Source organism: Vibrio sp. 10N.261.54.A5, assembly GCF_041471145.1.
In the GTDB taxonomy this organism is placed as follows: Bacteria; Pseudomonadota; Gammaproteobacteria; order Enterobacterales; family Vibrionaceae; genus Vibrio; species Vibrio crassostreae_C.
This window is the reverse complement of sequence record NZ_JBFRNU010000063.1, coordinates 17,327-40,275: the sequence shown is the minus strand read 5'-3', so window position 1 is coordinate 40,275 and position 22,949 is coordinate 17,327. Positions and strand designations below refer to the sequence as shown.

The window sequence follows — 22,949 nt, the reverse complement described above, 5'->3', positions numbered from 1 at the left end:
TGAACCATAAAAAACCCAGCCGAAGCTGGGTCTGTTTAGCGCTCATCTCTCACCACGAGCTAATTTGTGGAAGCCTAACGTTGACGCTTATAGTCAACGTGGCTTTTTAATCGATTAACCTAGTAGGCTAAGTGCCGAGTTCGGAGCTTGCTTCGCTTGAGCAAGAATCGAGCTTGAAGCTTGAGAAAGGATCTGAGACTTAGTCATCTGAGTCGTTTCTTTCGCGAAATCGGTATCTTTAATACGGCTCTTAGATGCGTTAACGTTCTCGTTAATGTTGTCTAAGTTGCTGATAGCGTGGTCGAAACGGTTTTGGAAAGCACCTAGCTCAGCACGGTGGCTATCTACATACTTAAGTGCCGCATCGATAATAGCTACAGACTCTTGTGCGCCGCCAACTGATGTTACGTCGATAGTATCAACCGTTACGTCTTTGCCAGGTTGCATGCCTAGTTCGCCAGCCAGGCTGCCAGAGAATGCCACTTCGCCTTCAACCTTGTTGTTACCAGTAAACATTTGTAGCTTACCGTCTTCAGTTACAGACGCTTTAACAGAGTCTTGTTGACCGTTGATGTACGTTGCTAGCTCTTCGATGTCGTCACCCGCTTTTGCGCTGATGTCGATTTCTTGTGCTTGACCGAAGTTATCAGTGAACGACATTTTTAGGTCGTTAGAGCCTGCTTGAACGTTCCAATCTTTATCTTTCGCGTTCTCAGTTTGGTAGCTCTTACCACCCATCTGAGCGTTATCAGAGCGCATGTCTTTCAGTTGAAGCATTACCGCTTCACCGTTGTCTGCACCGATTTGGAATGATTTAGTACCGTGAGTACCGTTAAGCAACTTGTTGCCACCAAAAGACGTCGTTTCCGCGATACGGTTCAGTTCGTCGTTCAGCGCTGTTACTTCTTCTTGAATCGCTACACGCTCAGATTTTGAGTTTGAGCCGTTTGAAGATTGTAGAGACAAATCACGCATACGTTGCAGGATGTTAGTCGTCTCATTCATTGCACCTTCAGCTGTTTGTGCAATTGAGATACCGTCGTTCGCGTTACGTACAGCAACATCAAGACCACGACTTTGAACGTTCAAACGGTTCGAGATTTGTAGACCCGCAGCGTCATCTTTTGCGCTGTTGATTTTTGAGCCAGAAGCTAGACGCTCCATTGATGTTTGTTGTGCGCTGTTTGCGTTGTTTAGGTAACGTTGCGCTGTCATCGCTGAAACGTTTGTATTTACATTCACTGCCATGGTGATTTCTCCAATTGATTTTCCGGTATAGCGGTTTCCGACGTCTCGGAAAACCAAGTAGTTCTCTCAAAGTTACTTTTAATAACGGCGCGAAAATCAGAAGCTTTAGAAAAACTTTCAAAAAACCACAAAAAAAATATTAATCTAATATTTATCAACAACTTAATTTTCATCATTTTCTAATACAGCGATAGATTTCAATTGGAAAAAGATCTTAATCTGTTCAGAAAGCGTACGAACCGCCGTCTAAATGGCTCAAGGTGGAGAAATGATCAATCGCCAAAGATCTCCGAGTTAGGCAGATCTTGTGTAATAGATGAGATTATTTATCGTGAAGAAGAACAGTCAAATAGAGATTTGAAAAAGGTAGAGCGAGAAAATTCGCAGGAAAGTAAATAGCAAAAACAAGAAATACAGAAAGGAAAAAGCCCCTTTTCCTTTGAGAGAACCGGGGCTAGTTGGCGCGTCAGAGCCTGTGTGGAGATCATCGAGAAATGAACACATTTCCGACTTGCCGTTGCATTCTTACTGTAAAAATGGATAGCAGGTGAGAGATGAGAGAGCTAAACACTCAATAGTAAGTATGCTTGCCAGTTTCCCTTGCTGCATGGCTCACGTCTGAACACGAGCAGCGAGTTCAACCAATAACTATTGCAATAGTGACATCGCAGAGTTAGGCAACTGTTTCGCTTGAGCAAGTATCGAAGTACCTGCTTGTTGCAGAATTTGTGATTTGGTCATTTGCGTCGTCTCTTTCGCAAAGTCCGTATCTTTGATTCGGCTGTTTGAAGCGTCTACGTTCTCTTGTACGTTTGCCAAGTTATTAATACTGTGGCTTAGACGGTTCTGCTTTGCACCCAAATCAGCACGCTGTGAATCTACGTATTTCATTGCAGAATCAATCACGCTAATAGCATTCTGTGATCCTGCTACGCTCATCAAACTAATATCTTGAACCGATGTTGCGCGGCCTTCACTCTTAATACCTAGCTCAGACGCTAGACCACCAGAGATAGACATTGGGCCGTCAAGGTCAGGTTCAGCAACGAACAGTTGAATGCGACCATCATCAGTAACCGATGCGTTCACAAGATCAGACTGACCATTAATGTAAGTCGCAAGCTCTTCGATATCATCGCCCGCTTTGGTATTGATATCTAAAACGATGTCTTCACCCGCTTTGGTTTTGAATTCGAACTTAAGATCGCTCGCTGTTGGCGGCACTTCCCAGTTCTTATCTTTCGCGTTTTCTGAATCGAACGTAGTACCACCCATACGGTAGTCATCTGCACGGATACTTGTCAGAGCCATGATCATTGCTTCACCAGAGTTAGAACCGATCTGGAATGAAGCTTCACCGAATGAACCGTTCAGTAGACGACGACCACCAAACGATGTGGTTTCCGCAATACGGTTAAGCTCATCTTGAAGTGCCATTGACTCTTCGTTCAGTGCAGTACGCTCTGCCGGCGAGTTAGTGCCGTTTGATGATTGAATCGCTAGATCACGCATACGTTGTAGTACGTTAGTCGATTCGTTCATCGCGCCTTCTGCTGTTTGAGCAATCGAAATACCGTCGTTGGCATTACGCATTGCCACATCAAGACCACGAGACTGAGCGGTTAGACGGTTCGAGATTTGCAGACCTGCCGCATCATCTTTCGCGCTGTTGATCTTGTGACCAGATGACAAACGCTCCATAGAAGTCGCTAAGTCATTAGATGCTTTATTCAGGTAACGCTGTGCTGTCATAGCAGATACGTTAGTGCTTACATTGATAGCCATTTTGCTCTCCTTATGAGTTCGCAAAGTTTCTGCGAAGCGGCCAGCTTTACTCTCATATGGATAAGCACTGACCGTGTATTACTCGATAAACCCTATACAAGGTTTAAGATCTGTATTAATCATTTATAACCAACACAGATACAAGTTGTATGCCAAGTTTAATATCATATAAATAATTTTTTAATTATCTAAAAATCAGAAGCTTACAAACAACACTGCGCAATTATGATTTTCTACTATTAGAAGATGAAAAACATTCACCTTCCTTATTGCCGTTTTTTGCCGCTATTCTAGAAACATCATGCTTCGTACAAAAAAGCGGCAAACTGTGGCGTCATTCGCACGTATGGCATAGCACATACGGCAAGGAATCAACGCCATGGTGATCGACAAGCCACCATTAAATACCGATTGATCATTAAATATAGTTAAACAAGGTCAGGTCTTTGGTTTTGCCAAACGCTTGTTGAGAAGCTTGTAGTGCTCGAGAGTTTTCATTGAACTCAATGATCGCTTTCGAGTAATCCAAGTCTTCAAAGTTGCTTTTTGCTTTTGCTAAAGACAACTTGAAATCTTCATGTTGTTGCTCTTGAATATCCAAAGTACTCAAGCGTGCACCAACATCGGTTCTTGCCTTGGTCAAATGGATAAACGCAGCGTGGAACTCTTCAGTTACTTGGTGCAGTTTCGCTGTTGCTGATGCATCCGATACCGGGTTTTCAGCCTGCTCAGCAGCCTCTTTGAACGTATCAAAGATAGAGAAAGTCTCTCGTGGTTCTAAGGTGATCGAATCACCTTTAGTGATTTGGCCTTTGATTTGAATATTCAGCCCTTCATAAACAATGCCTGTCGAAGGATCAAAATCTTCTGCCGCAACCACTGCGCCGTCTTTTTCAAGCTGATAAGCGAAATTGCCCGTCTGCATGTCGACAAACGTCACTTTATAAGTAGACCCATCTTCATCGCTGTTGGTCGCACGCCCGAGCAATAACTCAGACGCAGGTTCAAGCTCGTACTGAGGTTCGTAGTCACCGAACGGGTTGTCTATTTCCATAAACATCTTGCTGCCCGGATCATTCATTGCCATTTCAAAGCTGCTTGCCACACGCATCTTGCGTTGGTAGTCATCACCTTGATATGTCACATTCCCTTCGTTATCTCGAAAGAAAGGCTGATTTTTCGGCTTAGTGCCTGCAAACGTGTAGTTACCCGACTCATCTTGAGAGTTGGCTAAATGCAGGAAGTTATTCGCCAGTTCTTGAATTTCACGCTTCTTAGCTAAACGGTCTTCCGGAGAAAGCGCACCGTTAATCATTTCCATCACGGTTCGTTTTGCTTCATCAGCAAAGCCTTCAGTGTTAGAAACCAATACTTCATGATGCTCAAGACGGTTTCTGACTAGAGTAATCGCATCGACATACTGTTTAAGCTGTTCTGACTGCTGACCAATGTTCTGTAAATAGTGCGTCGCTAATGGGTCATCACTTGGCGACTGTAACTTCTTACCCGAAGCAAGTTGTGCTTGGTTGTGATGCACCTTGTTCTCTTGACGGCGCAAGTCGTTTTGTACTGACTGATAATTATGGAAGCTAGAGATACGATTCAACATTTATACCTTCCTATCTCAGAGCCAAAATAGTGTTAAACGTATCGTTGGCTGCTTGCATGATACGTGAAGAAGCCATATACGCTTGCTGAAATTTCATCATGTTTGCCGCTTCTTCATCGAGGTTTACTCCCGAGATAGAAGCAATACGTTCTTGAGCCGACTGTTTTTCTAATGTCGCAATATCACTCAGGCGATTTGCCGTTGAAGACTTCAAGCCCGTATTAGTATTCAAGTTGTGGTAAAGGTCTAAAATCGTAGACTCACCATCATTCAACAGCTTTCCTGTTTGAAGATCTTGTAGCTTACGCAGGTTACCGTTGTCACCTTCTGATGGGACAAGGTTTGCCGTAAACTTATCATTTGCCACCGCACCGGGTGTGAGCTCAAACGTTGTACCGTTGATGGTCACTGGCCCTTGTGGCGGATACGGTTGAGGCTGCATTAAAATGTTACCCTTCGGATCCGTCACAGCAAACTGCTCACCTTTTGGTGAGACAATCACTTCAAACTCACGCAGTTGACCTGCTTCTAGGATTTTAAATCCCGCTGTACCCTTGGCAAACGTGGTCGATGCCTCATAACTTTGCGCAGCAATGTCTTTCGGGTCTTTGGTTTCCATATGAATCTGCGCAGCAAAATTACGCGTTGGACGCAGTAACAGTTTCTCTCCTAGTTCAGGAGGGTTACGTACTTCCACTCGCATGCCATCAAGATAAAAAGCACTACCGCTAGAGTCGGTCGCCATCTTAACGGTCTCACCGTTCGGCTTAGTCACGACATAATCACTGCCATCGTATTTCAGTCCATACTCACCGCCTTTTAAGGCAGAAGTATCATCAATGTATACCGCAACATCGGCTTTCGATTGCCCGCTAGCCGTGACACGAGATTTTGCCACCAGCTCTGAGTTCACGTCGGTAAACAAGTCCTTACCTACGTTGCCGTTAAGATCCAAACCTTGTTCTTGAAGACTATTGACCTCATATGAAAACGCGGTCGCCAAACGACCAAGCTCATCCATGATTGCTGGGATATGTTCGTCACGCATGTCTAGCATGGCGCCGATTTTTCCGTCGATATCACTGCTGGTGATCGGTTTTAAAGACTTACCTTCAACAATCGCTAGGCGGCGCTGATGTGCATCGGGTAAGCCATCAACCATCTTCAGCTGACTCGCTTCACTACCAGAGACCAAGGTATGGCCATTACCAATATGGACATTAAACCCTTCGGCATTTGAGCGTGGTGTCACCGTAACCTTGGTGTAACCAGAAAGCTCATTAATCAACTTTTCATGCTGATCTCGTAGGTCATTATGAGGCCCAGGAGTTCGCATCATTAAACGCTGAACATCACGGATCTCGTACGCAAGTTGGTTAACTCGCTCGATACCCATATCTAATTTTTTATTCGTAGAATCAGACTGTTGACGAACTGTTTCATGAAATTCATTCAAGGTTTTAGTTACAAGCCCTGCTTTCTCTAACACGACCTTACGCGCACCCACATCATTTGGGGTATCGGCGAGAGTCTTAACGGAATCAAACCATTCGTTGAGGTTTTCTGGAATCTTCTTTGAAGCGACCGACGACAACATGCTCGACAACATATCGAGGTTGGCTTCGGTATCGCCTTTGTTGGCGGCATTGGTTGTCGATAAGTTAAGTTCTTTGACGGCAAACTGATCCCAAGAGCGGCGAACATTTTCCACATGTACCCCCATACCGTAGGATTGCCCACCGTACTGGCGCGGGTCATTCACACCTTGAATCACAGACTGGCGGCTATAGCCCTCTGTGTTAGCGTTAGAAATGTTATGACCTGTGGTGTTGAGCTGTCTCTGAGCCGTAAGAACACTTTGTGCCCCTACATTCAGAAGATCCGACGCCATAATGCCCCCAAAAACTTAACAAAACCAGAATGAACTGATTAACTACAACCGTATATTACTAAGATAAATGCAATATATGTGCCAACAAAAACAATAGGAAATTAAAAGACGATAATTTATTGAAGTGTAAGGAGATAACTATGGATTACGCGTAAGAACTGAAGGGGCGGAGAAGAAAAGAGCCTGCCAGTAGCAAGCTCTCTATGTTGATTTATGACGCTAGTTCATCTCATCAATCTTGGCTTTAACTCGTAAAACCTTGTCTGCATAGTTAGGGTCAGTTGCGTAACCAGCCTGATGAATACCTTTGATGAAATTCTCTGAATTGCCTTGATGCTGTAGCGCCGTTTCGTATCTTGGATTTTCGTTCAAGAACTTCACGTAATCATTAAAGCTTTCTTCGAAATTAGAGTAAGAACGGAAGGAAGCTGACTCTTTAACGGCGGTTTTGCCATGGAACTCAAGAGTTTGAGTCGCGACCTTATCGCCCTTCCAACTTCTATCTGCTTTGATGTTAAATAAGTTATTGCTGTTGCCCAAAGAGTTCTTAACCATTTTAGAACCCCAACCCGTTTCAAGGGCAGCTTGTGCCAATAGAAGAGACGAGTCCACACCAAGCGCACTTGCCGCTTTTTCCGCGTAAGGCTTCATTGAGGTCACAAACGATTCTGGAGAATCAAAGGATACTGGCTGTTTTGCTGCTTGCGCAGGTTGAACGTCTGACGCTCGCTCTTCCGAACGGCCTGAATATTGCGGTCTTTGCAATGAAGCATCAAAGCCTTCACTGCGAACCTTCTCTTCAGACGTATCGCTTGCTTGGCCAGCGCTTAGTTGAGCCACGATCATATCTGCAAGACCTAACGAACCTGAAGCGCTTAACTCACTCGCCATTTGGTCATCTTGCATCTGACGATAGAACTGCTCGTTCTGGCTGTTCAACATATCCGACTTAAAGCTCGAGTTAGCATCGCGCATTGACTTAAACAACATCGAGGTGAAAATCGATTCAAACTGTTTTGCCGCCGCGGTTAATGCTTCTTTCTCGCTACCTTCTTCACCGTTTACCGCTTGTTGACGAAGGCGGTCTAGGCTACCGATATCGTGAATAAAGCCGATGTCATTGTTATTTTTAATCATGCTTTACCCCTTCTTAGATAATGATCAATTGGCCTTCAATTGCACCCGCTTGTTTCAGTGCTTGAAGGATTGCCATTAAATCAGAAGGTGCAGCGCCCACTTCATTGACTGCGCGTACCAAATCGTCCAGCGTTAGACCAGGTTCAAATTTGAACATCTTACCATCGCCTTCCGTGATTTCGATATCAGAATCAGGGACCACTACCGTTTGGCCACCAGAGAATGCATTCGGTTGGCTTACGTTTAGATTTTCTTTAATTGCAACCGTCATACCACCGTGGGTGACCGCCGCCGCTTTTAGGCGAACGTGCTTACCAACCACAATCGTACCTGTACGAGAGTTGACGATGATTTTTGCAGAGCCTTCAGCAGGGTCGAACTCGATGTTTTCGATAGCCGACAAGAATGCTACACGCTGGCTGATTTCACGCGGTGCACGAACTTTTACTGAAGTTGCGTCTACCGCTGAAGCCATTTGTGGGCCTAGGAAATTATTAACCGCATCAGCCATACGCTGAGCCGTTGTGAAATCTGATTGGATTAGGTTGAAGGTGATGTAGTCACCACGACCGAATGGCGTTGGGATCTCTTGTTCAACCGTCGCACCGCTAGAGATGATACCAACGTTAGGGTTGTTACCGACAATCTTAGAACCGTCGTTACCTTGTGCACTAAAGCCACTTACCACCAAGTTACCCTGCGCGACCGCATACACTTGACCGTCTAGACCTTTCAAGAAGGTCTGTAGCAAGGTACCACCACGAAGGCTTTTTGCTGAACCGATAGAAGAAACGGTTACGTCAACTTCTTGGCCTTGCTTAGAGAATGCTGGCAGTTCAGCAGTCACAATAACAGCCGCGACGTTTTTGGTTTTTGGCTTAGTGCCGGGCGGCAATTGGATGCCAAAATTTTGCAGCATTGCGTTAAATGTTTGATCGGTAAAGGGAGTTGTCTCACCAGTACCCGGCAAGCCCGTGACCAAACCATAACCGACAAGTTGGTTACTACGAACACCCGCCACTTTTGCCACGTCTTTGATTCGCGCAGCATGGGCACTGGTGGCAAGAAATAGCATGCCGAATAGTACGAGTGTCAGTTTTTTCATTGAGTAACCTGTCTGTATTGCTTTAATTTATAATAGCTTAGCTAAATGTGGCTCAGTGATAGAGGCTGTCAGTATGTCGTCGTCCTATCAAGCTCTACAGAGATACATTAAAGAATCGTGCCAAGAATCCAGGCTCTTGCATATCTTTCTGTACGCCAGTCCCTGAGTACTGAATTCGTGCGTTAGAAACACGGTTTGAAGCAATGGTATTTTCGAAGTCAATATCGTCTGGACGGATGGTACCGCTTAGGCGGATGTACTCATCGCCGGTGTTCAGTGTCATCCACTTCTCACCACGAACCACTAGGTTGCCATTAGCTAATACTTCGATGACTTCAACGGTAATGTAGCCGCTGATGCTGTTACTTTGGTTGGCTGACGCATCACCAGCAAAAGTATTGGTGTTACTCAGATCATAAGAGAAGTTGTACTTGTCGATCGTCAGATCTTGACCACCAACAGCCAGCGGCTCCATTGATGCATCATTCGACTTAGACATGTCTGCGTTGGCTTTTTTGGTCGCTCGAGTATTCTCATCTAGCGCTACAGTGATGATGTCACCAATACCACGAGGCTTTGAGTCGTCATACATGCTGCCAATGTGGTTCACATTAAACAGTGAGCCCGTTGCCGCTGCATAATGCTCTGGCTTCTGCTTGGGGTTGATTGGCGCCCATGCAGGGTCACCAGCAATTGGATCGGTTCGCCCACGAAGCGTGTCAATAATGCCAGAGCTCTCTTGCGCCGACTTATCACCTTCCACAGCATCAACCACTGTGGTTGCATTTTCTTCTGCCGGAGTCTCGATCGGGTCCAGAACAGCACATCCCGACATAGACATAAACAAAGCTAAACAAAAAATACGTTTCATGGCGATATACTCTCAGCAGGCAGTGGTAAATGGGTCAATTAGCAAAAACAGATAGATTAATTAAAAAAGTAAACGGCGAATAAACCAATTACAGCTGTTGGTTAACAAAGCTCATCATCTTGTCTACTGACGAGATAACTTTCGAATTCATTTCGTATACACGCTGAGCTTCAATCATGTTTACCAGCTCTTCGGTTACGTTTACGTTCGATGTTTCTAGCATCGATTGGCGGATGTTACCCAGGCCATCAAAACCCGGTACACCCTCTTGTGGGTCGCCACTCGCGCCAGTTGGCAAGTAAAGGTTTTGACCTACTGGCTCTAGACCACCTGGGTTTACAAAGTCAGTAATGGTAATTTGACCAACCACGACGTTGTTTTGCTCGCCACGTAGACGAACCGATACTTCACCGTCGTTACCAACCGTTACCGAGATCGCGTCTTCAGGAATCACAATTTCTGGTTGTAGAGGATAACCTTGGCCCGACGTTACGATCGCGCCTTCACCGTTCAGTGTGAACTGACCATTGCGGCTGTAACCTGTTTCACCGTCTGGCATTTCAACTTGGAAGAAACCGTCGCCTTCAATCATCATGTCTAGGCTGTTAGATGTCGTTTGTGCGTTACCGTGAGTGTGCACTTTTTGAGTCGCGACGACCTTAGAACCGGCACCCAGCATCAAACCACTTGGCAGCTCAGTATTCTGAGACGATTGACCACCCGGTTGATTAATATTCTGGTAGAACAGATCTTCAAATACCGCGCGGCTCTTTTTAAAACCAATGGTCGAGGCGTTGGCAAGGTTGTTCGAAATCGTTGAGATATTGGTTTGTTGGGCGTCTAAACCCGTTTTACTTACCCATAATGCTGGATGCATAGCAATGTCCTTTAAATTCTATTAGCTCATACGAAGCAGTGAATCAGACGACTTGTCCATTTCCTCTGCTGTGCTCATCATTTTGACCTGCATTTCAAACTGACGTTGTAAGTCAATTAGGCTGGTCATTTCACCTACGGCATTTACGTTACTGCCTTCGATAGCACCTTTTAGCAACGTTACCGCTGCATCTGCTTCGTATGCCTGATCTGGGTTTTTCGAACGGAATAGACCATTCGTGTCTTTAAACAAACTTTGGTTGTCTGGACGTACAAGCTTAATACGATCAACCACGGCCAATTCTTCAGCTGGAGCGCCTTGAGGAATCACCGAAATCGTACCGTCTGTACCAATTTCTACTTTGCTGATTGGGATTGGCAGCGTGATTGGTGCATCGTTTTCACCAAGCACTAAGTGACCGCTTGCGTTGGTTAGTAAACCGTTTTGGTCAACCCTTAGGTTACCGTTACGTGTTAAACCTTCACGGCCAGTATTGTCCATCACTGAAATCCAACCATCACCTTGAATGGTAACGTCTAGATCTCGGCCAGTAGTAACCACACTACCCTGAGCGAAATTATGACCCGGACGCTCTGTCATGCTGAAAACACGAGTAGGCATGCCTTCGCCATACGCTTGCATTGAACGTGCCTGTGCTAAATCAGCACGGAAACCCGTTGTACTTACGTTGGCAAGGTTGTTTGCACGTAGCTGCAAAGCTTGCATATTTTGCTTAGCGCCACTCATGGCAAGAAACAGTGCGCGATCCATAATTTTGCTCCAAAAATCATCTTCTGGGGCTAATAAAGCAAACACTGTGCCAATATTTTTAACTGTTATTTATCAATAATTTAAATAGAAAACGAACAAGAAGGGTGATCATCAAAGGATCATTGAGGAAGAATTGTTGCCAGTGGCATTACCGGGCGGCAATAGGGGCGGCAAATAAAAAGACAAACAACAATACCCAATTCAATAACATTGAATTGGGTATTCGCAGATGATTCAAACGCTTTAAACGATTAACGAATCTGAAGAATATTCTGTTGTAGCTGGTTGTGTACTTCTAGAGAACGCGAGTTCGCCTGGAAGTTACGTTGAGCAGAAATCAAATCAACCAGTTCTTGAGTCATATCGATGTTCGACTGCTCTAGCGAGCCGTTGTTGATGCTACCAAATGAACCTTTGTTCGATTCACCCCAGATCTTGTCACCAGAGTCGTTGGTAGAATCCCATTGAGTACCGCCTTTCTTATCCAGACCTTGCTCATTTGGTACACGAACCAAGCCTACACGGCCAAGCATCACGTTTTCACCATTTGAATAAGTACCTAGAACACTGCCGTACTCATCGAAATCGATTTTTGTTAAGAAACCTGTTGTCGCGCCATCTTCATCAAACTTAGTCAATTCAAACGGAGCGGCAAACTGAGTTGAAGAATCTAAACCAAACTTAAGCACTTGAGTTGGATCAGCACCGTTCAAGTCAATAGGGTTCGCACCAGCACCCAGTGGTTCCGAGTTAATCGGCTGACCATTGTTTAGGCTTGCTAACGTACCGTCATTGTTGAACTTCATTGTGTGACCAACATGACCTTGTGCATTCGTCGCATCACCACCAGTAATGTTGACCGGCTTTTCACCGTTCTCATCTGACATGGTGTAGTACGTTTGCCAAGTGTTTGGTTGAGTCTGATCTTTGAGGTAGTAAGTCGTTAACTTGTAAGACTGACCCATAGAATCGTATACCGTCGAAGACGTTGCACGGTTATAAGTATCAGCATCTTTGAAGTTAAATGCAGCCGGGTCTTTAAGATCACCGTTTGCAGGAAGGTTAACCCCTACTTCAATGTTTTCTGTCTGTTTTGGTTTACCAAACTCAGCAGGAATGTCGAGAGGCTTTGGCGCATAAGAAAGAACTTCCCCCGAGTTTGGATCAACATCGTAACCTAAAAGAAACTCATCATTAGCGGTAACCATGTAGTTGTCTTTGTTTAGGTGAAATGCACCATTACGCGTTAATTCGTTAATCTCTGGCACCATGCGGTCTTTCGATACTGCAAAGAAACCTGTACCACTTACACGTAAGTCCATTGGGTTGTTCGTATAAATACTTGAACCTTCGTGGAACTGTTGCGCCACTTGGCTAGCTTGCGCACCGCCACCTGCCGTCGTTTTTGCGTTAGTGAACAACGAGCTTGAATAAACATCACCGAACTCGGCACGAGACTCTTTAAAGCCAAATGTGTTTGCGTTCGCAATGTTGTTACTGGTTGTATTAAGGTCTAATTGTGCAGCGGATAGGCCGCTTAAAGCTACATATGACATTCCATTATTCTCCTAATCTATCTAGCTAGCATAGTCACTCAATAAAGAGCTACGCTTTACCAACTTCTAGTACTTCAGCAAGTCGTACTGGCGATGTGAAACCAGCCAGATTGAGTAGTACGTTGCCATCGCCCTTACCAAGAAGCACACTGTTCACGTTCGCATAACTGGAAACTTGGAACTCTGTGTTCTCGCCATCCAGCAAACCCGACGCTTTCACGTTGTATTTACCGGCCGGCAATGGGTTACCGTCTTCGTCTTTTCCGTCCCATTCAACACGTGTATCACCAGATGGTTTAGAGCCGATATCAAATGTGCGAACCAATTGGCCAACTTCGTTCTCAACACGGACCATTACATTGTCCATTGCCTGAGGAAGCTTAACCATTGCCGCCATACCGCCATCACCGGGTTTTACACCTGCCGCACCAGGAACCAATACATCACGCCCAACTAAAGAGGAGGCCTGAAGAGCTTGGTTAGAGGTCATTGATGAATTCAAGCTTTCAAACTGTGTATTCATTTTGCCAATGCCATCTACGGTCGCAAATGAAGCCATTTGCGCAATCATCTGGTCATTGCTAACCGGCTTGAAAGGGTCTTGTTGTGCTAGTTGCTTAGTCAACAAAGATAAGAAGTCTTCTTGTTTAAGATCCTGCTTACCTGTTGTTTCGTCGGGCTTTTTAGCGCCATCTTGAAGACTCTTCAGCTGGTCAACATAGGACAAGCCGCTTTGACCAACATTGTTGTTGATTCCAGCCATGTGCTACCTCCTTATCCTTATTGACCCATCTGCAGCGTACGCAGCAGCATTTGTTTACTCGAGTCAGCAACCTGTACGTTTGTTTGGTACGCACGTGATGCCGAAATCATGTTTGCCATTTCTTCCATAACGTTGACATTAGGCTTGTAGATATAGCCTTCGTTGTTCGCTAATGGGTGATCCGGGTTGTACTCCGCGCTTAGCGGCTTATCGCTTTCCACAATACCTAATACTTTCACAGGCACAGTGTGACCACTGTTGCGTGCTTTATTTAACTCAGCGCCGAACACTGCGTGACGAGCCTTGTAAGTTTCTTCAGCAGAACTACTTACACTGTCCGCGTTCGCAAGGTTGCTCGAGGTCGTATTTAGACGAACAGATTCAGCACTCATCGCAGAACCAGTCACATTGAATACATTGAATAAACTCATCTAATTATTCCCCTTTAATCGCTTTAGTTAAATTCTTGAACTTACTTCCTAAGAAGTCGAGAGAGGCTTGATGCCTAATTTGGTTTTGCATGAAAAGGTTTCTTTCCAAATCCAAATCAACCGTGTTGCCATCTCCTGTATCAGGTTGGGTAGGAATGCGATACTTCGTTTCCCCGTTCACCGTTGTTGAGGCAGAAATGTGCCGACCATCTGTACGGCTAAGACCAATGCTTGCCCCAGAACTTGCCGCTTGCAGTGATTTCTTAAAGTCTAATCCCTTTGCTTTATACCCAGGCGTGTTTGCTTGCGCGATATTGGTGGAAAGCACCTCAGCGTTACGCTCACGTACACCAACTGTGTGCTGGTGAATGCCCAAAGCATTGTCAAAAGAAATAGCCATGTAAACCTCAACTCAAGAACTGACTGTTATGAAATAACCAAAGCAATATATATACCAACTTTTGAAACAAGGCGGTCTATCAATGCTTTTACAGGTTACTCGTGGGTAAACTTGCAATAAACAAGCCAAAAAATAGAGTAAATTGGAATGTCACTCTGACTTAAAGATATAGCTTAAGCAGGAAAAAGAAAACCCAGCACTTGGCTGGGTTTTAAATTTAGACGGTAACCTTACACCTAATATCGGTGCCGCTCGTTACTTTAATTTGTAGATGATGCCTGGATTACAGCGAACCATTTCAAAACGATCGGTTAAGCCTGTTAACGATTCAGACGCGCCCAATAGTAAGTACCCACCAGGGTTGAGGCTATTTGCCATCTGGTTAAGTACCTTTGACTTCATATCAGGCGAGAAGTAAATCAGCACGTTACGACAGAAAATAATGTCGAACTTGCCTAACAATGCATAGCTGTCCATCAGGTTCTGAGGGCGGAAGTTCACCATGCGCTTGACGTTATCTTTCACTTTCATACGGCCATCGCCCGCATCTTCAAAGAAAGTACGACGGCGCTCTGGAGAAAGTCCACGTCCCAATGCAAGGTTGTCGTAAGCGCCAGTGCGGCACATATCCAACATACTTGCTGAGATGTCAGTTGCGGTAATCGATACATTTGGCAGCATACCTGGCTTACGAGCTTGAGTTTCAAGAATCGTCATTGCCATTGAGTATGCTTCTTGGCCTGAAGAGCTTGCCGCAGACCAAATCTTAATAGGACGTTTATTTGCCGCTATTTCCGGTAGAAGCTTATCCGCAAGCACAGCAAACGGGTAAGTATCACGGAACCAAAGTGTCTCGTTCGTCGTCATGGCATCGACAGCAGCCACACGCAGCTCACGGTTTCGACCTGTTACTACATCTCTCAACAAATCAGACAAAGAAGCTAACTTAAACTTCGTTACTAATGGGCTTAGACGACTGCGCACTAAATACTGCTTGCTGTCACCTAATACAATGCCACATTGAGATTCTAAGAAACGGCTGAAATCGCGATACTCTTGATCACTTATTGTTATAGCAGTCATTAATGTCTCTTTTAGTTAGTTAACGCAGCTTTTACAGCTGCACCAAGCTCATCTGGGTTGAATTTAGCGATGAAGGAGTTAGCTCCAACACGCTCAACCATGGCTTGGTTAAATACACCACTCAACGATGAGTGTAAAATTACGTATAAATCTTTAAGTTCGGCGTGACGACGAATCTCAGCAGTCAGCGTATATCCATCCATTTCTGGCATTTCGATATCAGAAATCACCAATGAAATCTGATCGTAAATACTGCCTTCTGATGACATCTGTATCAGCTTCTCGTAGGCTTCTTTACCATCCTTCACCGCGATAACTTCAAAACCAATCGACTCAATAGCACGTTGAACCTGCTTACGAGCAACGGTCGAGTCATCAGCAATCAAGATGCGGCGAACCAGTTCTTTCTCTTGTTCTACTTTCGCAATATCTTCAGCAATCTTGCTGTCCATTGTTTCATCAACAGGAGAAATTTCTGCAAGGATCTTCTCAACATCAAGAATTTCTACCAATTCATTATCAATGTTGGTTACCGCTGTCAGGTAGTTAGCTCTACCTGCGCCATCTGGCGGCGGAAGAATCGATTCCCAGTGCATGTTAATAATGCGCTCAACTGAACTTACCAAGAAACCTTGAATGGTTCGGTTAAACTCAGAGATAACCACAAAACACTTTTCAATATCCGTTGTAGGACGGCCACCAATCGCTAAGCTCAAGTCGATCACAGAGATCGTTTGGCCACGAATGTGTGCTACACCTTTAACCAGTGGGTTCAAGTTTGGCATCTTTGTCAGCTTAGGGCATTGCAGCACTTCTTTTACTTTAAAGACATTAATGCCGTAACGCTGACGCCCCATTAGGCGAAAGGTTAGTAATTCTAATCGGTTTTGACCGACGAGTTGCGTACGCTGATTCACCGAATCAAGAATACCCGTCATGAGCTCATCTCCATATCAAACTTTTTTGTATAAAAAGTGTTAGTCTACTGCAGGCTACGAACCACCAGAGAAACGGAATGACGTATTATAAAACAAATTTGCCACCTCTTTCCATAGCAATGTGTAGAGCTACTTTTAAAACTGTCGCTAAGTTTATCGGCATTTTATCAATATTGTTTAGTTTTTTTGTACAAGCTGCGACCCCAGAACAAATTGAGATGATTCAGTCTGCAGCGGAGCAACATATCCTTGATACAGTTGAGCAGCCACAAGGTGGCGAACTCTTTGTTAATTCAGCAAATGTTGACTCAAGAATCAAAGCGACAGACTGCCCAGTGCCTTTAGAGACCAGCGCTTCAACGACCACCAATACCCGCAGCAGTATTACGGTTTTAGTGCAATGTGTTCCTGATGAGTGGCGAGTTTATGTACCGGTGCGCCTTTCGATGTCGGTGCCTCTTGTCACCACCACTCGCTCACTCGCGAGAGGCGAAATCGTCGGTCAATACGATGTCACCACCGCTATGATTTCTCTTAACAAGTTTCGTCGCCAAGGTTTCACAGCTCCACATCAGGTCATCGGCGCTAAGGTAAAAAAGAACCTAAGACCGGGCGATGTTGTAGAAAGAGGTGATATCTGTGTCGTGTGCCGAAACGAGAAGGTTATCATACAGGCAGTAAAAGGTGGCATGACCATTACCACCAAAGGAACTGCGCTTACCGATGGCTCTATGGGTGATCAAGTAAGAGTGAAAAATGATAAATCACAGCGTATAATTGAAGGGATTGTTACCAGCATGTCTGAAGTCACGGTTTACTTTTAACTCTTTACTTCTAAATTGACGGTATCGTTAGCGATTTCACCCTCAACTCTAACGCCAAATATAACGGCTGCGGTGTTTTGTCCCTTTTCGACTATTGAGCTAAAAATTGCTAAAGTATTCGAACCCTTGGTCGATATTGACTGTACAGGTTCCCATTTTTGAAGAAAAAGGCTTAACTATGGCAGGCATTGATAATATTCGTTCAGGGCAAACCCTAACGACCACTAACCGATCAGCAGTACGCTCTGATTCTAGTTCTGAGGCATCACGCTCTGATGTATCAACTAAATCACCAGCAAGCAAAGATGCGGTTTCACTGAGCCAACAAGGCAAAGCGATTGGTCAGCTCCACCAAGATATGGCAGCACAGCCAAGCTTTGATTCTGTGAAAGTAGCAGCGATCAAAGAAGCAATTGCGAATGGTTCATACACTGTCGATCCAGAGAAACTGGCTGACAACATGATCAAGTTCGAAGATGAATTAAAAGGCCTTTAAGAAAACACTAACTTTTCATTGAAGTTATTGTCTTAAAGTACACGAGGTTATGAATAGGTTTACGTTATGGCGGCACTAGCAGATTTAGTTAATTTTCAACTTCAAAATGCCAAAGCCTTATCTGAATTACTAAGTTCAGAGAAAACCGCTATTACGAGCCGACAATCAAACGATATTGAGCGAATCGCCAAAGAAAAAGTAGTCCTTGTTGAACAATTAAGATCAACCGATCAGCGAATCGCGACCCATACCAATATCTCAGAACTGACCGAGAATCCTGAACTTGCTCAGTTAGTCACAAAGATCCAGTCGATAGTGCACGATTGCCAGCAAGCGAACCTTGTTAATGGCGAAGCCTTGAATCGAGCACACCTTAGCTTCAAAAAACTCAGCAATATGATGCAGCAAAGCCACGGTAAAATTGGCATGACCTACAATGCCGGTGGTCAAACGCATACTATTTCCACGCTGGGAACCAACGTAAAAGCCTAGTTAAGCTACCTCTTCAACAACACTCCTACTTAAGTCTGTATCTCAGGCTATTTCTGTCGTTGTTCTTTATCAAAATTTCTAATCAGCCTTTGAACACCCTGACAAAATCGATAAACAAAAAAGCGGCAAGTATTTTCATACTTGCCGCTTTTACATCCATATTAGTTATTGGTTGCCGATATGCCATCTGGAAAGCGAGTAGCAACCAATATCACTGAATATTCAATTCGAACACCGAAATTAGAACAGTGTTTGTTGTCTCTTCTCAGGTACTGCCTGAACTTCACCGTAGTTACGTAGCTGATCCATCTTGCGAATATCCAACTGAAGCTCTGTTACGTAGCTATCACCCACAGGGTAACTGCGCACCACTTCTGCGCCACGGATAACACCATCAACCGCACCTGACGTACGCTCTGTACCAAGCCGTTGATCTTCAAGTTCTGCTCGACCGCTTACTCGCATGCCGTAAACCTGTTCAGCAAGCTCACGATAAGCATCGATCTTAGAGGCTCTCATCGCGCGGATACGTCTCTCTTCGTCGTTACGACCTTTCTGCTCACTGATACTCGCATAGCCAACAGCCACTAAGAAATCATCAGGTCTCATGCTCTGCAATGGCTGACAGCCAACAAGCAATAAAGCGGCAACAACAAACATTAACTTCTTCATCTCGAACTCCTAAGGGCGAAGAATAACAGTATAAGGCTGACTGATCGTTGGATCGGAACGAATGATCACGCCATCTTGAGTTCGAATACTGTTGAGAGTATCTAGGTCACGGCCAATACGGTCTGCAGGTAAGAAGCCTTGTGCCGTCGCCACTACAATTCGAGTTTGCATGCCAACAACGCGAGCATTTACTAGTACACCGCCTTCTTGGCGAAGCATGGTGCCTGTCAGTACATACTGTACGTCTTGCTCTTGAGCTAAGTCTTTCCAATCGCGGCTCAACGCAAAGTCACCTTGGTGAGTCACTTGGATAGAGCCAGTAGTTTTAAAATCAACTACCTTGAAGCCACGACGCTGAAACTGATGAATGAAGCCTTCTGATACCGAGTTTCCTAGCCAATTCGTTGTATCCATATGCTGCAAATCAACAAACGAAGTGATCGCTATCGGCGTTCTAGCTGAAATACTTGTATTCGAAATGATCAAATCTTCAGTCATACTTTCCACGAAAAAATCCATAGTATGACGAGGGCTGTCCATCAACATAAACTGACTGCCTGAATATTCAGACTTGCCGTTATAGATCGGCGAATAAGCGCATGATGTCAGTAACATGACACTCATTACTACGAGCCATTTTTTCATTCTCTAATCTCCAGATATATTTAGTGCTACCTGTTCCAATATGTTCTCACCATTATTCTTTTCAATGGATTACAATGTTGGAACAGTCTTTGCTTTTCATTAATGGTTCAGATTAAGAAAATCGCACTTAAGTCAGCTTCAAGCTTATAGTTATTTGTTAAGCAATATTTATACCCAACTGGTAACGAATAGATGAAAAAAATAATTTCTTACTTATTTTCAATAAGTTCACTGATAACAATAAGCTTCAGTGCTCATGCCTCCTGGTATGAAGTTACCGGTACTGCAACCATAGTTTCGTCAGAAGAGACGGCAAGAATCCATGCACTAGAAGACGCAGTATACAAGGCTATTCAGTTCTCAGGAGCCGACATCGGCAGCATTGCCAACCTCACGCCGTATCTAGATGGGAAGAAAAAGGAATATCAATTTACCAACCACGAAGTGCGCTACATCTTGGTAGAAAAAGAGAAAAAGCGTAGTGGCAATATAATGATCACTGCAAGGATCGATATCTATCCTTCGGCAAATGCTTGCCATGAGAGCCAATATAAAAAGACATTTTTGGTCGGCAACATTGATGTGACCTCCCCACAACAAGCGGTAATGGGCAGAATTTATAATATTGGCGATGATTTTGGCCATGTCGTGGATCGACAGCTAGCACAAGAGTCTCGCAGCTTTGTTTCCGTTGGCACGACCAATTACGACATCGACAAACGTCGACCTGAGGTGATCAAAATGATCGCCCAAGACACTGGCGCGCAGTACATCATTGGTGGCGATATTACCGATTTAACCGCGACCATCGAGTCCAAACTGTTGAAAGACGACATCATCAATCGCCAGTTTGCGTTAGAGATGCAAGTCTTCGATGGTAAAACAGGGCATCAGGTTTACAACCGTAGCTATCGTGAAGTGGCAAAGTGGCCATTTGCTAAGACCAGTGAAGTCGACACCCGCAGTGCCCGTTTCTGGGCATCAACCTACGGCAGCATGATGCTGCGTGTTAGCCGTAATATTATGTTGGACTTAGAATCGGAAGTGTCATGTAAGATCACCCTTCCAGAGGTTGCAGCGGTATTTGGTAACACTGTGACCATTGATTTAGGTCGAATGCATGGCGTACAACAAGGTGACAAGTTGCAACTGTGGCACACAGGTTCGTTTATCGACCAACGCGGTTTGCCACGCAACAAGGTTTCTCAAAGCGACATCACCCTAACGGTTTCTCGCGTTTACGAAAACGAAGCGGAACTCACGATTGATCAGCCAAGCCTTGCGGGAAGCATTCAAATTGGTGATGTGATGCAGAAAATCATGTAGTTAGCGACACTCTCGTCTCAGAGTTTCTAATAAAGCCTTAGCAAAGATGCTAAGGCTTTATTTTTTTCATGGGTATTAGTTTCGGTTTTGCAGTATTTGGCGTAATCTTATTAATAACATAATCATCACTTAGCAAACTATGAGTCAGAATAATCTAATTGGTGCTACCGGTTACCGCTTTATCTCGAAAGGTAAAACCGCTTTTAAGATCCACATCCATACTCCCGAAGATACGGTGCTGCATCGGTCGGTCGGTTTTGTTCGTATGGGTGAAGACAAAGCACTAAAGAAAACCATTAAATTAAGAGATGAACTGGGCAGACAGCTTTGGGGTAAATTTTGGCCCAAAGTCCTCAAAGAGCCCTACCTAATGACGCGCCTGCCTCATAGTTTAGAACCCAAAATTGTATTCAAGCCAAATCCAACTCAGAATGATCCTGAGCACCGCGACGAGTGCTACATCGCTAAGTGGCGCGTCTTCTCTGAGAATGGTGACTACAAGTACAAAACCAAGGTATGTTCAATCAGAAAGCACGGCCGACTTGCAGCTTATAGCCAAACCAAACGTGCGCTGCTTGATGCTCACAAAGACGTAATTGATCTACTTATATTTATGGGACGATTGAACAGCATCGACTTAAAATAGGCTTAAATCCGATTAAGCTGACCACCCATATATTTCAGATACAAAAACAGCCGCACATTGCGGCTGTTTTTAATTTATGACGATCCATCGTGACAATTTAGAGTATTGCTACATACAAAATCGATTACCTAGTTTCGGCATATCTCAGCCAGTGTCGCCAATCGGCGCTTAGACTCTTTCACATAAGGGTTGGCTTGATCCCATGCGTAACCCGCCAGAATTGAGCACACCATCTGCTTAATCTTTGGATTTGGATCTTGATAGAAAATCACATCCTGCAAAGTACCTGAGTACCACCCCTCAACATACGTTCTAAAGGTGTTTACACCAACCAACAACGGAGCGGCATAATCGCGTTCCCAATCTACCTTCTCACCGTTAAGTTGCTTTTCGACACACTCAACCGCAAACTGTGCCGACTTCATCGCAATCGTCACGCCTGACGAGAACACCGGGTCAAGGAACTCGCCGGCATTGCCAAGCAACGCGTACTTATCCGTCGCCAAATGTTTTACATTGGCAGAATAGCCACCAATTTCACCCGCAGGGTTTGGATACTCGGCGCTTGCCAGTATCTCAGCCAAGCCCGGCTCTTCCGCTGCCAGCTGTTTAATTGCAGCAATCTTGTCTTCTGGATAGGACTCAAAGAACTTAGGCTCTCCTACCACACCAAACGAAGAGACACCGTTACTAAACGGGATCAACCAATACCAAACATCAGGGTTGGTTGGATGCACAGAGATAAGAATTTTATTTCGGTCATATTCAAGATCGGTATCCACCTCTGCAATATGATCGTTAATGTGCGTAAAAATAGCTTTGCGTGGAGGAAGCGATGACGGCTCTTCCAAGTTAAGCATTTTTGGTAGCACTCGACCAAAACCACTGCCATCCAGAACGTATTGCGCTTCTATCTGATAACGCTCTCCACCCAGCACTTGTACATCTAAAATGGTGCTGTCGTCGGTGAAATTAATGCCCATTAACTCATGTTGGTAATCAATGCAGACACCCTGCGCCTCAGCCGTATCTGCCAAAACCTTATCAAAGGCACCTCGCTGAACCTGAAACGTGGTTCCAGGGCCAGAAGAGAACTTGTCTTCAAAATTGAACGCCGTATAAACGCCATTTTTTCGAAAGGCAGCGCCATCTTTGTATTGGAAGTTAGCGTTGATCACTGCGTCAGTCATCCCAGCCTGTTCAATCACTTCCATACAAGCTGGTAATAGGCTTTCACCAATAGAAAAGCGAGGGAATACGCTCTTTTCAATCACTCGAACATCGATGCCTTTTTTATGAAGTAAAGACGCAGCAATAGACCCTGATGGCCCAGCTCCGATGATCACCACTTGAGTTGATAGTTTTTTCATTATTTAAGCCATG

The 22,949-nt window shown here is 44.6% G+C and carries 23 protein-coding genes; 5 read left to right on the top strand and 18 right to left on the bottom strand.

The window, feature by feature from the left end:
- Nucleotides 1–114: 114 nt before the first annotated feature.
- The 15 genes from AB4329_RS19295 to AB4329_RS19225 form a co-directional block, all read right to left on the bottom strand.
- Nucleotides 115–1,248 carry a flagellin gene (locus AB4329_RS19295; protein ID WP_048616124.1) on the bottom strand — a complete coding sequence of 378 codons (1,134 nt, stop codon included), beginning with the start codon at nucleotides 1,246–1,248 and terminating at the stop codon, nucleotides 115–117.
- A gap of 648 nt (nucleotides 1,249–1,896) precedes the next feature.
- Nucleotides 1,897–3,033 carry a flagellin gene (locus tag AB4329_RS19290; protein ID WP_017069005.1) on the bottom strand — a complete coding sequence of 379 codons (1,137 nt, stop codon included), beginning with the start codon at nucleotides 3,031–3,033 and terminating at the stop codon, nucleotides 1,897–1,899.
- A gap of 418 nt (nucleotides 3,034–3,451) precedes the next feature.
- Entirely contained in the window at nucleotides 3,452–4,642 is a 1,191-nt protein-coding gene (flgL, locus tag AB4329_RS19285) for a flagellar hook-associated protein FlgL (protein ID WP_017064129.1), read from the bottom strand.
- Nucleotides 4,643–4,652: 10 nt separating this feature from the next.
- Complete coding sequence (gene flgK, locus AB4329_RS19280; protein WP_017067655.1) at nucleotides 4,653–6,533, bottom strand: flagellar hook-associated protein FlgK; 1,881 nt, start codon at nucleotides 6,531–6,533, stop codon at nucleotides 4,653–4,655.
- A gap of 219 nt (nucleotides 6,534–6,752) precedes the next feature.
- Nucleotides 6,753–7,670 (bottom strand): flagellar assembly peptidoglycan hydrolase FlgJ, encoded by a 918-nt coding sequence (gene flgJ / locus AB4329_RS19275; protein WP_372139054.1) that lies wholly within the window; start codon nucleotides 7,668–7,670, stop codon nucleotides 6,753–6,755.
- A gap of 13 nt (nucleotides 7,671–7,683) precedes the next feature.
- A complete protein-coding gene (locus AB4329_RS19270) occupies nucleotides 7,684–8,775 on the bottom strand; it encodes a flagellar basal body P-ring protein FlgI (RefSeq protein ID WP_017062257.1) in 1,092 nt (363 codons plus the stop codon).
- A 94-nt stretch (nucleotides 8,776–8,869) separates the two neighbouring features.
- Nucleotides 8,870–9,646, bottom strand: coding sequence for a flagellar basal body L-ring protein FlgH (gene flgH, locus AB4329_RS19265; RefSeq protein ID WP_017066181.1), 777 nt, complete (start codon nucleotides 9,644–9,646; stop codon nucleotides 8,870–8,872).
- An 88-nt stretch (nucleotides 9,647–9,734) separates the two neighbouring features.
- The gene (flgG, locus tag AB4329_RS19260) at nucleotides 9,735–10,523 is read right to left on the bottom strand and encodes a flagellar basal-body rod protein FlgG (protein WP_017062259.1); all 789 of its coding nucleotides are present in this window, start codon (nucleotides 10,521–10,523) and stop codon (nucleotides 9,735–9,737) included.
- A 21-nt stretch (nucleotides 10,524–10,544) separates the two neighbouring features.
- On the bottom strand, nucleotides 10,545–11,294 hold the full coding sequence (gene flgF, locus AB4329_RS19255; RefSeq protein ID WP_017056855.1) for a flagellar basal-body rod protein FlgF: 750 nt from the start codon (nucleotides 11,292–11,294) through the stop codon (nucleotides 10,545–10,547).
- Nucleotides 11,295–11,545: 251 nt separating this feature from the next.
- Nucleotides 11,546–12,850 (bottom strand): flagellar hook protein FlgE, encoded by a 1,305-nt coding sequence (gene flgE / locus AB4329_RS19250; RefSeq protein WP_017062260.1) that lies wholly within the window; start codon nucleotides 12,848–12,850, stop codon nucleotides 11,546–11,548.
- Between the two features lie 49 nt (nucleotides 12,851–12,899).
- A complete protein-coding gene (flgD, locus tag AB4329_RS19245; protein ID WP_010439286.1) occupies nucleotides 12,900–13,613 on the bottom strand; it encodes a flagellar hook assembly protein FlgD in 714 nt (237 codons plus the stop codon).
- Nucleotides 13,614–13,630: 17 nt separating this feature from the next.
- Complete coding sequence (flgC, locus tag AB4329_RS19240) at nucleotides 13,631–14,044, bottom strand: flagellar basal body rod protein FlgC (protein ID WP_004736176.1); 414 nt, start codon at nucleotides 14,042–14,044, stop codon at nucleotides 13,631–13,633.
- Between the two features lie 4 nt (nucleotides 14,045–14,048).
- Nucleotides 14,049–14,444: a flagellar basal body rod protein FlgB gene (flgB, locus tag AB4329_RS19235; protein ID WP_004736175.1), complete on the bottom strand. Its 396-nt coding sequence runs from the start codon at nucleotides 14,442–14,444 to the stop codon at nucleotides 14,049–14,051.
- 255 nt (nucleotides 14,445–14,699) lie between these two features.
- A complete protein-coding gene (locus tag AB4329_RS19230; protein ID WP_004736174.1) occupies nucleotides 14,700–15,527 on the bottom strand; it encodes a protein-glutamate O-methyltransferase in 828 nt (275 codons plus the stop codon).
- An 11-nt stretch (nucleotides 15,528–15,538) separates the two neighbouring features.
- On the bottom strand, nucleotides 15,539–16,465 hold the full coding sequence (locus tag AB4329_RS19225) for a chemotaxis protein CheV (protein ID WP_372139052.1): 927 nt from the start codon (nucleotides 16,463–16,465) through the stop codon (nucleotides 15,539–15,541).
- Between the two features lie 77 nt (nucleotides 16,466–16,542).
- Here AB4329_RS19225 and flgA point away from each other — a divergent pair, with 77 nt between their 5' ends.
- From flgA to AB4329_RS19210, 3 genes are all read left to right on the top strand, one after another.
- Nucleotides 16,543–17,289 carry a flagellar basal body P-ring formation chaperone FlgA gene (gene flgA, locus AB4329_RS19220; RefSeq protein ID WP_017064135.1) on the top strand — a complete coding sequence of 249 codons (747 nt, stop codon included), beginning with the start codon at nucleotides 16,543–16,545 and terminating at the stop codon, nucleotides 17,287–17,289.
- Between the two features lie 178 nt (nucleotides 17,290–17,467).
- The gene (gene flgM / locus AB4329_RS19215) at nucleotides 17,468–17,785 is read left to right on the top strand and encodes a flagellar biosynthesis anti-sigma factor FlgM (protein ID WP_017062263.1); all 318 of its coding nucleotides are present in this window, start codon (nucleotides 17,468–17,470) and stop codon (nucleotides 17,783–17,785) included.
- Between the two features lie 66 nt (nucleotides 17,786–17,851).
- A complete protein-coding gene (locus AB4329_RS19210) occupies nucleotides 17,852–18,277 on the top strand; it encodes a flagella synthesis protein FlgN (protein ID WP_017062264.1) in 426 nt (141 codons plus the stop codon).
- Nucleotides 18,278–18,517: 240 nt separating this feature from the next.
- Here the strand turns inward: AB4329_RS19210 and flgP are convergent, their stop codons facing one another.
- Nucleotides 18,518–18,949: a flagellar assembly lipoprotein FlgP gene (gene flgP / locus AB4329_RS19205; RefSeq protein ID WP_016791311.1), complete on the bottom strand. Its 432-nt coding sequence runs from the start codon at nucleotides 18,947–18,949 to the stop codon at nucleotides 18,518–18,520.
- A 9-nt stretch (nucleotides 18,950–18,958) separates the two neighbouring features.
- Nucleotides 18,959–19,594, bottom strand: a complete 636-nt coding sequence (locus AB4329_RS19200; RefSeq protein ID WP_017064137.1) for a FlgO family outer membrane protein — start codon at nucleotides 19,592–19,594, stop codon at nucleotides 18,959–18,961.
- 192 nt (nucleotides 19,595–19,786) lie between these two features.
- Between AB4329_RS19200 and AB4329_RS19195 the strand changes: the two genes are divergently transcribed.
- Nucleotides 19,787–20,920, top strand: coding sequence for a flagellar assembly protein FlgT (locus tag AB4329_RS19195; protein ID WP_146492327.1), 1,134 nt, complete (start codon nucleotides 19,787–19,789; stop codon nucleotides 20,918–20,920).
- Between the two features lie 139 nt (nucleotides 20,921–21,059).
- Nucleotides 21,060–21,566, top strand: coding sequence for a hypothetical protein (locus tag AB4329_RS19190; protein WP_048659808.1), 507 nt, complete (start codon nucleotides 21,060–21,062; stop codon nucleotides 21,564–21,566).
- Nucleotides 21,567–21,694: 128 nt separating this feature from the next.
- Here the strand turns inward: AB4329_RS19190 and AB4329_RS19185 are convergent, their stop codons facing one another.
- Nucleotides 21,695–22,936 carry an NAD(P)/FAD-dependent oxidoreductase gene (locus AB4329_RS19185; protein WP_371714137.1) on the bottom strand — a complete coding sequence of 414 codons (1,242 nt, stop codon included), beginning with the start codon at nucleotides 22,934–22,936 and terminating at the stop codon, nucleotides 21,695–21,697.
- Between the last annotated feature and the right edge of the window lie 13 nt (nucleotides 22,937–22,949).

Excerpts from the sequence above, each read along its gene's own strand:
- flgK (WP_017067655.1), bottom strand. The coding sequence starts at position 6,533 with ATGGCGTCGGATCTTCTGAATGTAGGGGCACAAAGTGTTCTTACGGCT.
- AB4329_RS19230 (WP_004736174.1), bottom strand. The coding sequence starts at position 15,527 with ATGACTGCTATAACAATAAGTGATCAAGAGTATCGCGATTTCAGCCGT.
- flgA (WP_017064135.1), top strand. The coding sequence starts at position 16,543 with ATGACGTATTATAAAACAAATTTGCCACCTCTTTCCATAGCAATGTGT.
- flgF (WP_017056855.1), bottom strand. The coding sequence starts at position 11,294 with ATGGATCGCGCACTGTTTCTTGCCATGAGTGGCGCTAAGCAAAATATG.
- flgL (WP_017064129.1), bottom strand. The coding sequence starts at position 4,642 with ATGTTGAATCGTATCTCTAGCTTCCATAATTATCAGTCAGTACAAAAC.
- flgH (WP_017066181.1), bottom strand. The coding sequence starts at position 9,646 with ATGAAACGTATTTTTTGTTTAGCTTTGTTTATGTCTATGTCGGGATGT.
- AB4329_RS19210 (WP_017062264.1), top strand. The coding sequence starts at position 17,852 with ATGGCGGCACTAGCAGATTTAGTTAATTTTCAACTTCAAAATGCCAAA.
- flgD (WP_010439286.1), bottom strand. The coding sequence starts at position 13,613 with ATGGCTGGAATCAACAACAATGTTGGTCAAAGCGGCTTGTCCTATGTT.
- AB4329_RS19225 (WP_372139052.1), bottom strand. The coding sequence starts at position 16,465 with ATGACGGGTATTCTTGATTCGGTGAATCAGCGTACGCAACTCGTCGGT.
- AB4329_RS19290 (WP_017069005.1), bottom strand. The coding sequence starts at position 3,033 with ATGGCTATCAATGTAAGCACTAACGTATCTGCTATGACAGCACAGCGT.
- AB4329_RS19195 (WP_146492327.1), top strand. The coding sequence starts at position 19,787 with ATGAAAAAAATAATTTCTTACTTATTTTCAATAAGTTCACTGATAACA.
- flgP (WP_016791311.1), bottom strand. The coding sequence starts at position 18,949 with ATGAAGAAGTTAATGTTTGTTGTTGCCGCTTTATTGCTTGTTGGCTGT.
- flgE (WP_017062260.1), bottom strand. The coding sequence starts at position 12,850 with ATGTCATATGTAGCTTTAAGCGGCCTATCCGCTGCACAATTAGACCTT.
- AB4329_RS19270 (WP_017062257.1), bottom strand. The coding sequence starts at position 8,775 with ATGAAAAAACTGACACTCGTACTATTCGGCATGCTATTTCTTGCCACC.
- flgC (WP_004736176.1), bottom strand. The coding sequence starts at position 14,044 with ATGAGTTTATTCAATGTATTCAATGTGACTGGTTCTGCGATGAGTGCT.
- AB4329_RS19190 (WP_048659808.1), top strand. The coding sequence starts at position 21,060 with ATGAGTCAGAATAATCTAATTGGTGCTACCGGTTACCGCTTTATCTCG.
- flgM (WP_017062263.1), top strand. The coding sequence starts at position 17,468 with ATGGCAGGCATTGATAATATTCGTTCAGGGCAAACCCTAACGACCACT.
- flgB (WP_004736175.1), bottom strand. The coding sequence starts at position 14,444 with ATGGCTATTTCTTTTGACAATGCTTTGGGCATTCACCAGCACACAGTT.
- AB4329_RS19295 (WP_048616124.1), bottom strand. The coding sequence starts at position 1,248 with ATGGCAGTGAATGTAAATACAAACGTTTCAGCGATGACAGCGCAACGT.
- flgG (WP_017062259.1), bottom strand. The coding sequence starts at position 10,523 with ATGCATCCAGCATTATGGGTAAGTAAAACGGGTTTAGACGCCCAACAA.
- AB4329_RS19185 (WP_371714137.1), bottom strand. The coding sequence starts at position 22,936 with ATGAAAAAACTATCAACTCAAGTGGTGATCATCGGAGCTGGGCCATCA.
- AB4329_RS19200 (WP_017064137.1), bottom strand. The coding sequence starts at position 19,594 with ATGAAAAAATGGCTCGTAGTAATGAGTGTCATGTTACTGACATCATGC.
- flgJ (WP_372139054.1), bottom strand. The coding sequence starts at position 7,670 with ATGATTAAAAATAACAATGACATCGGCTTTATTCACGATATCGGTAGC.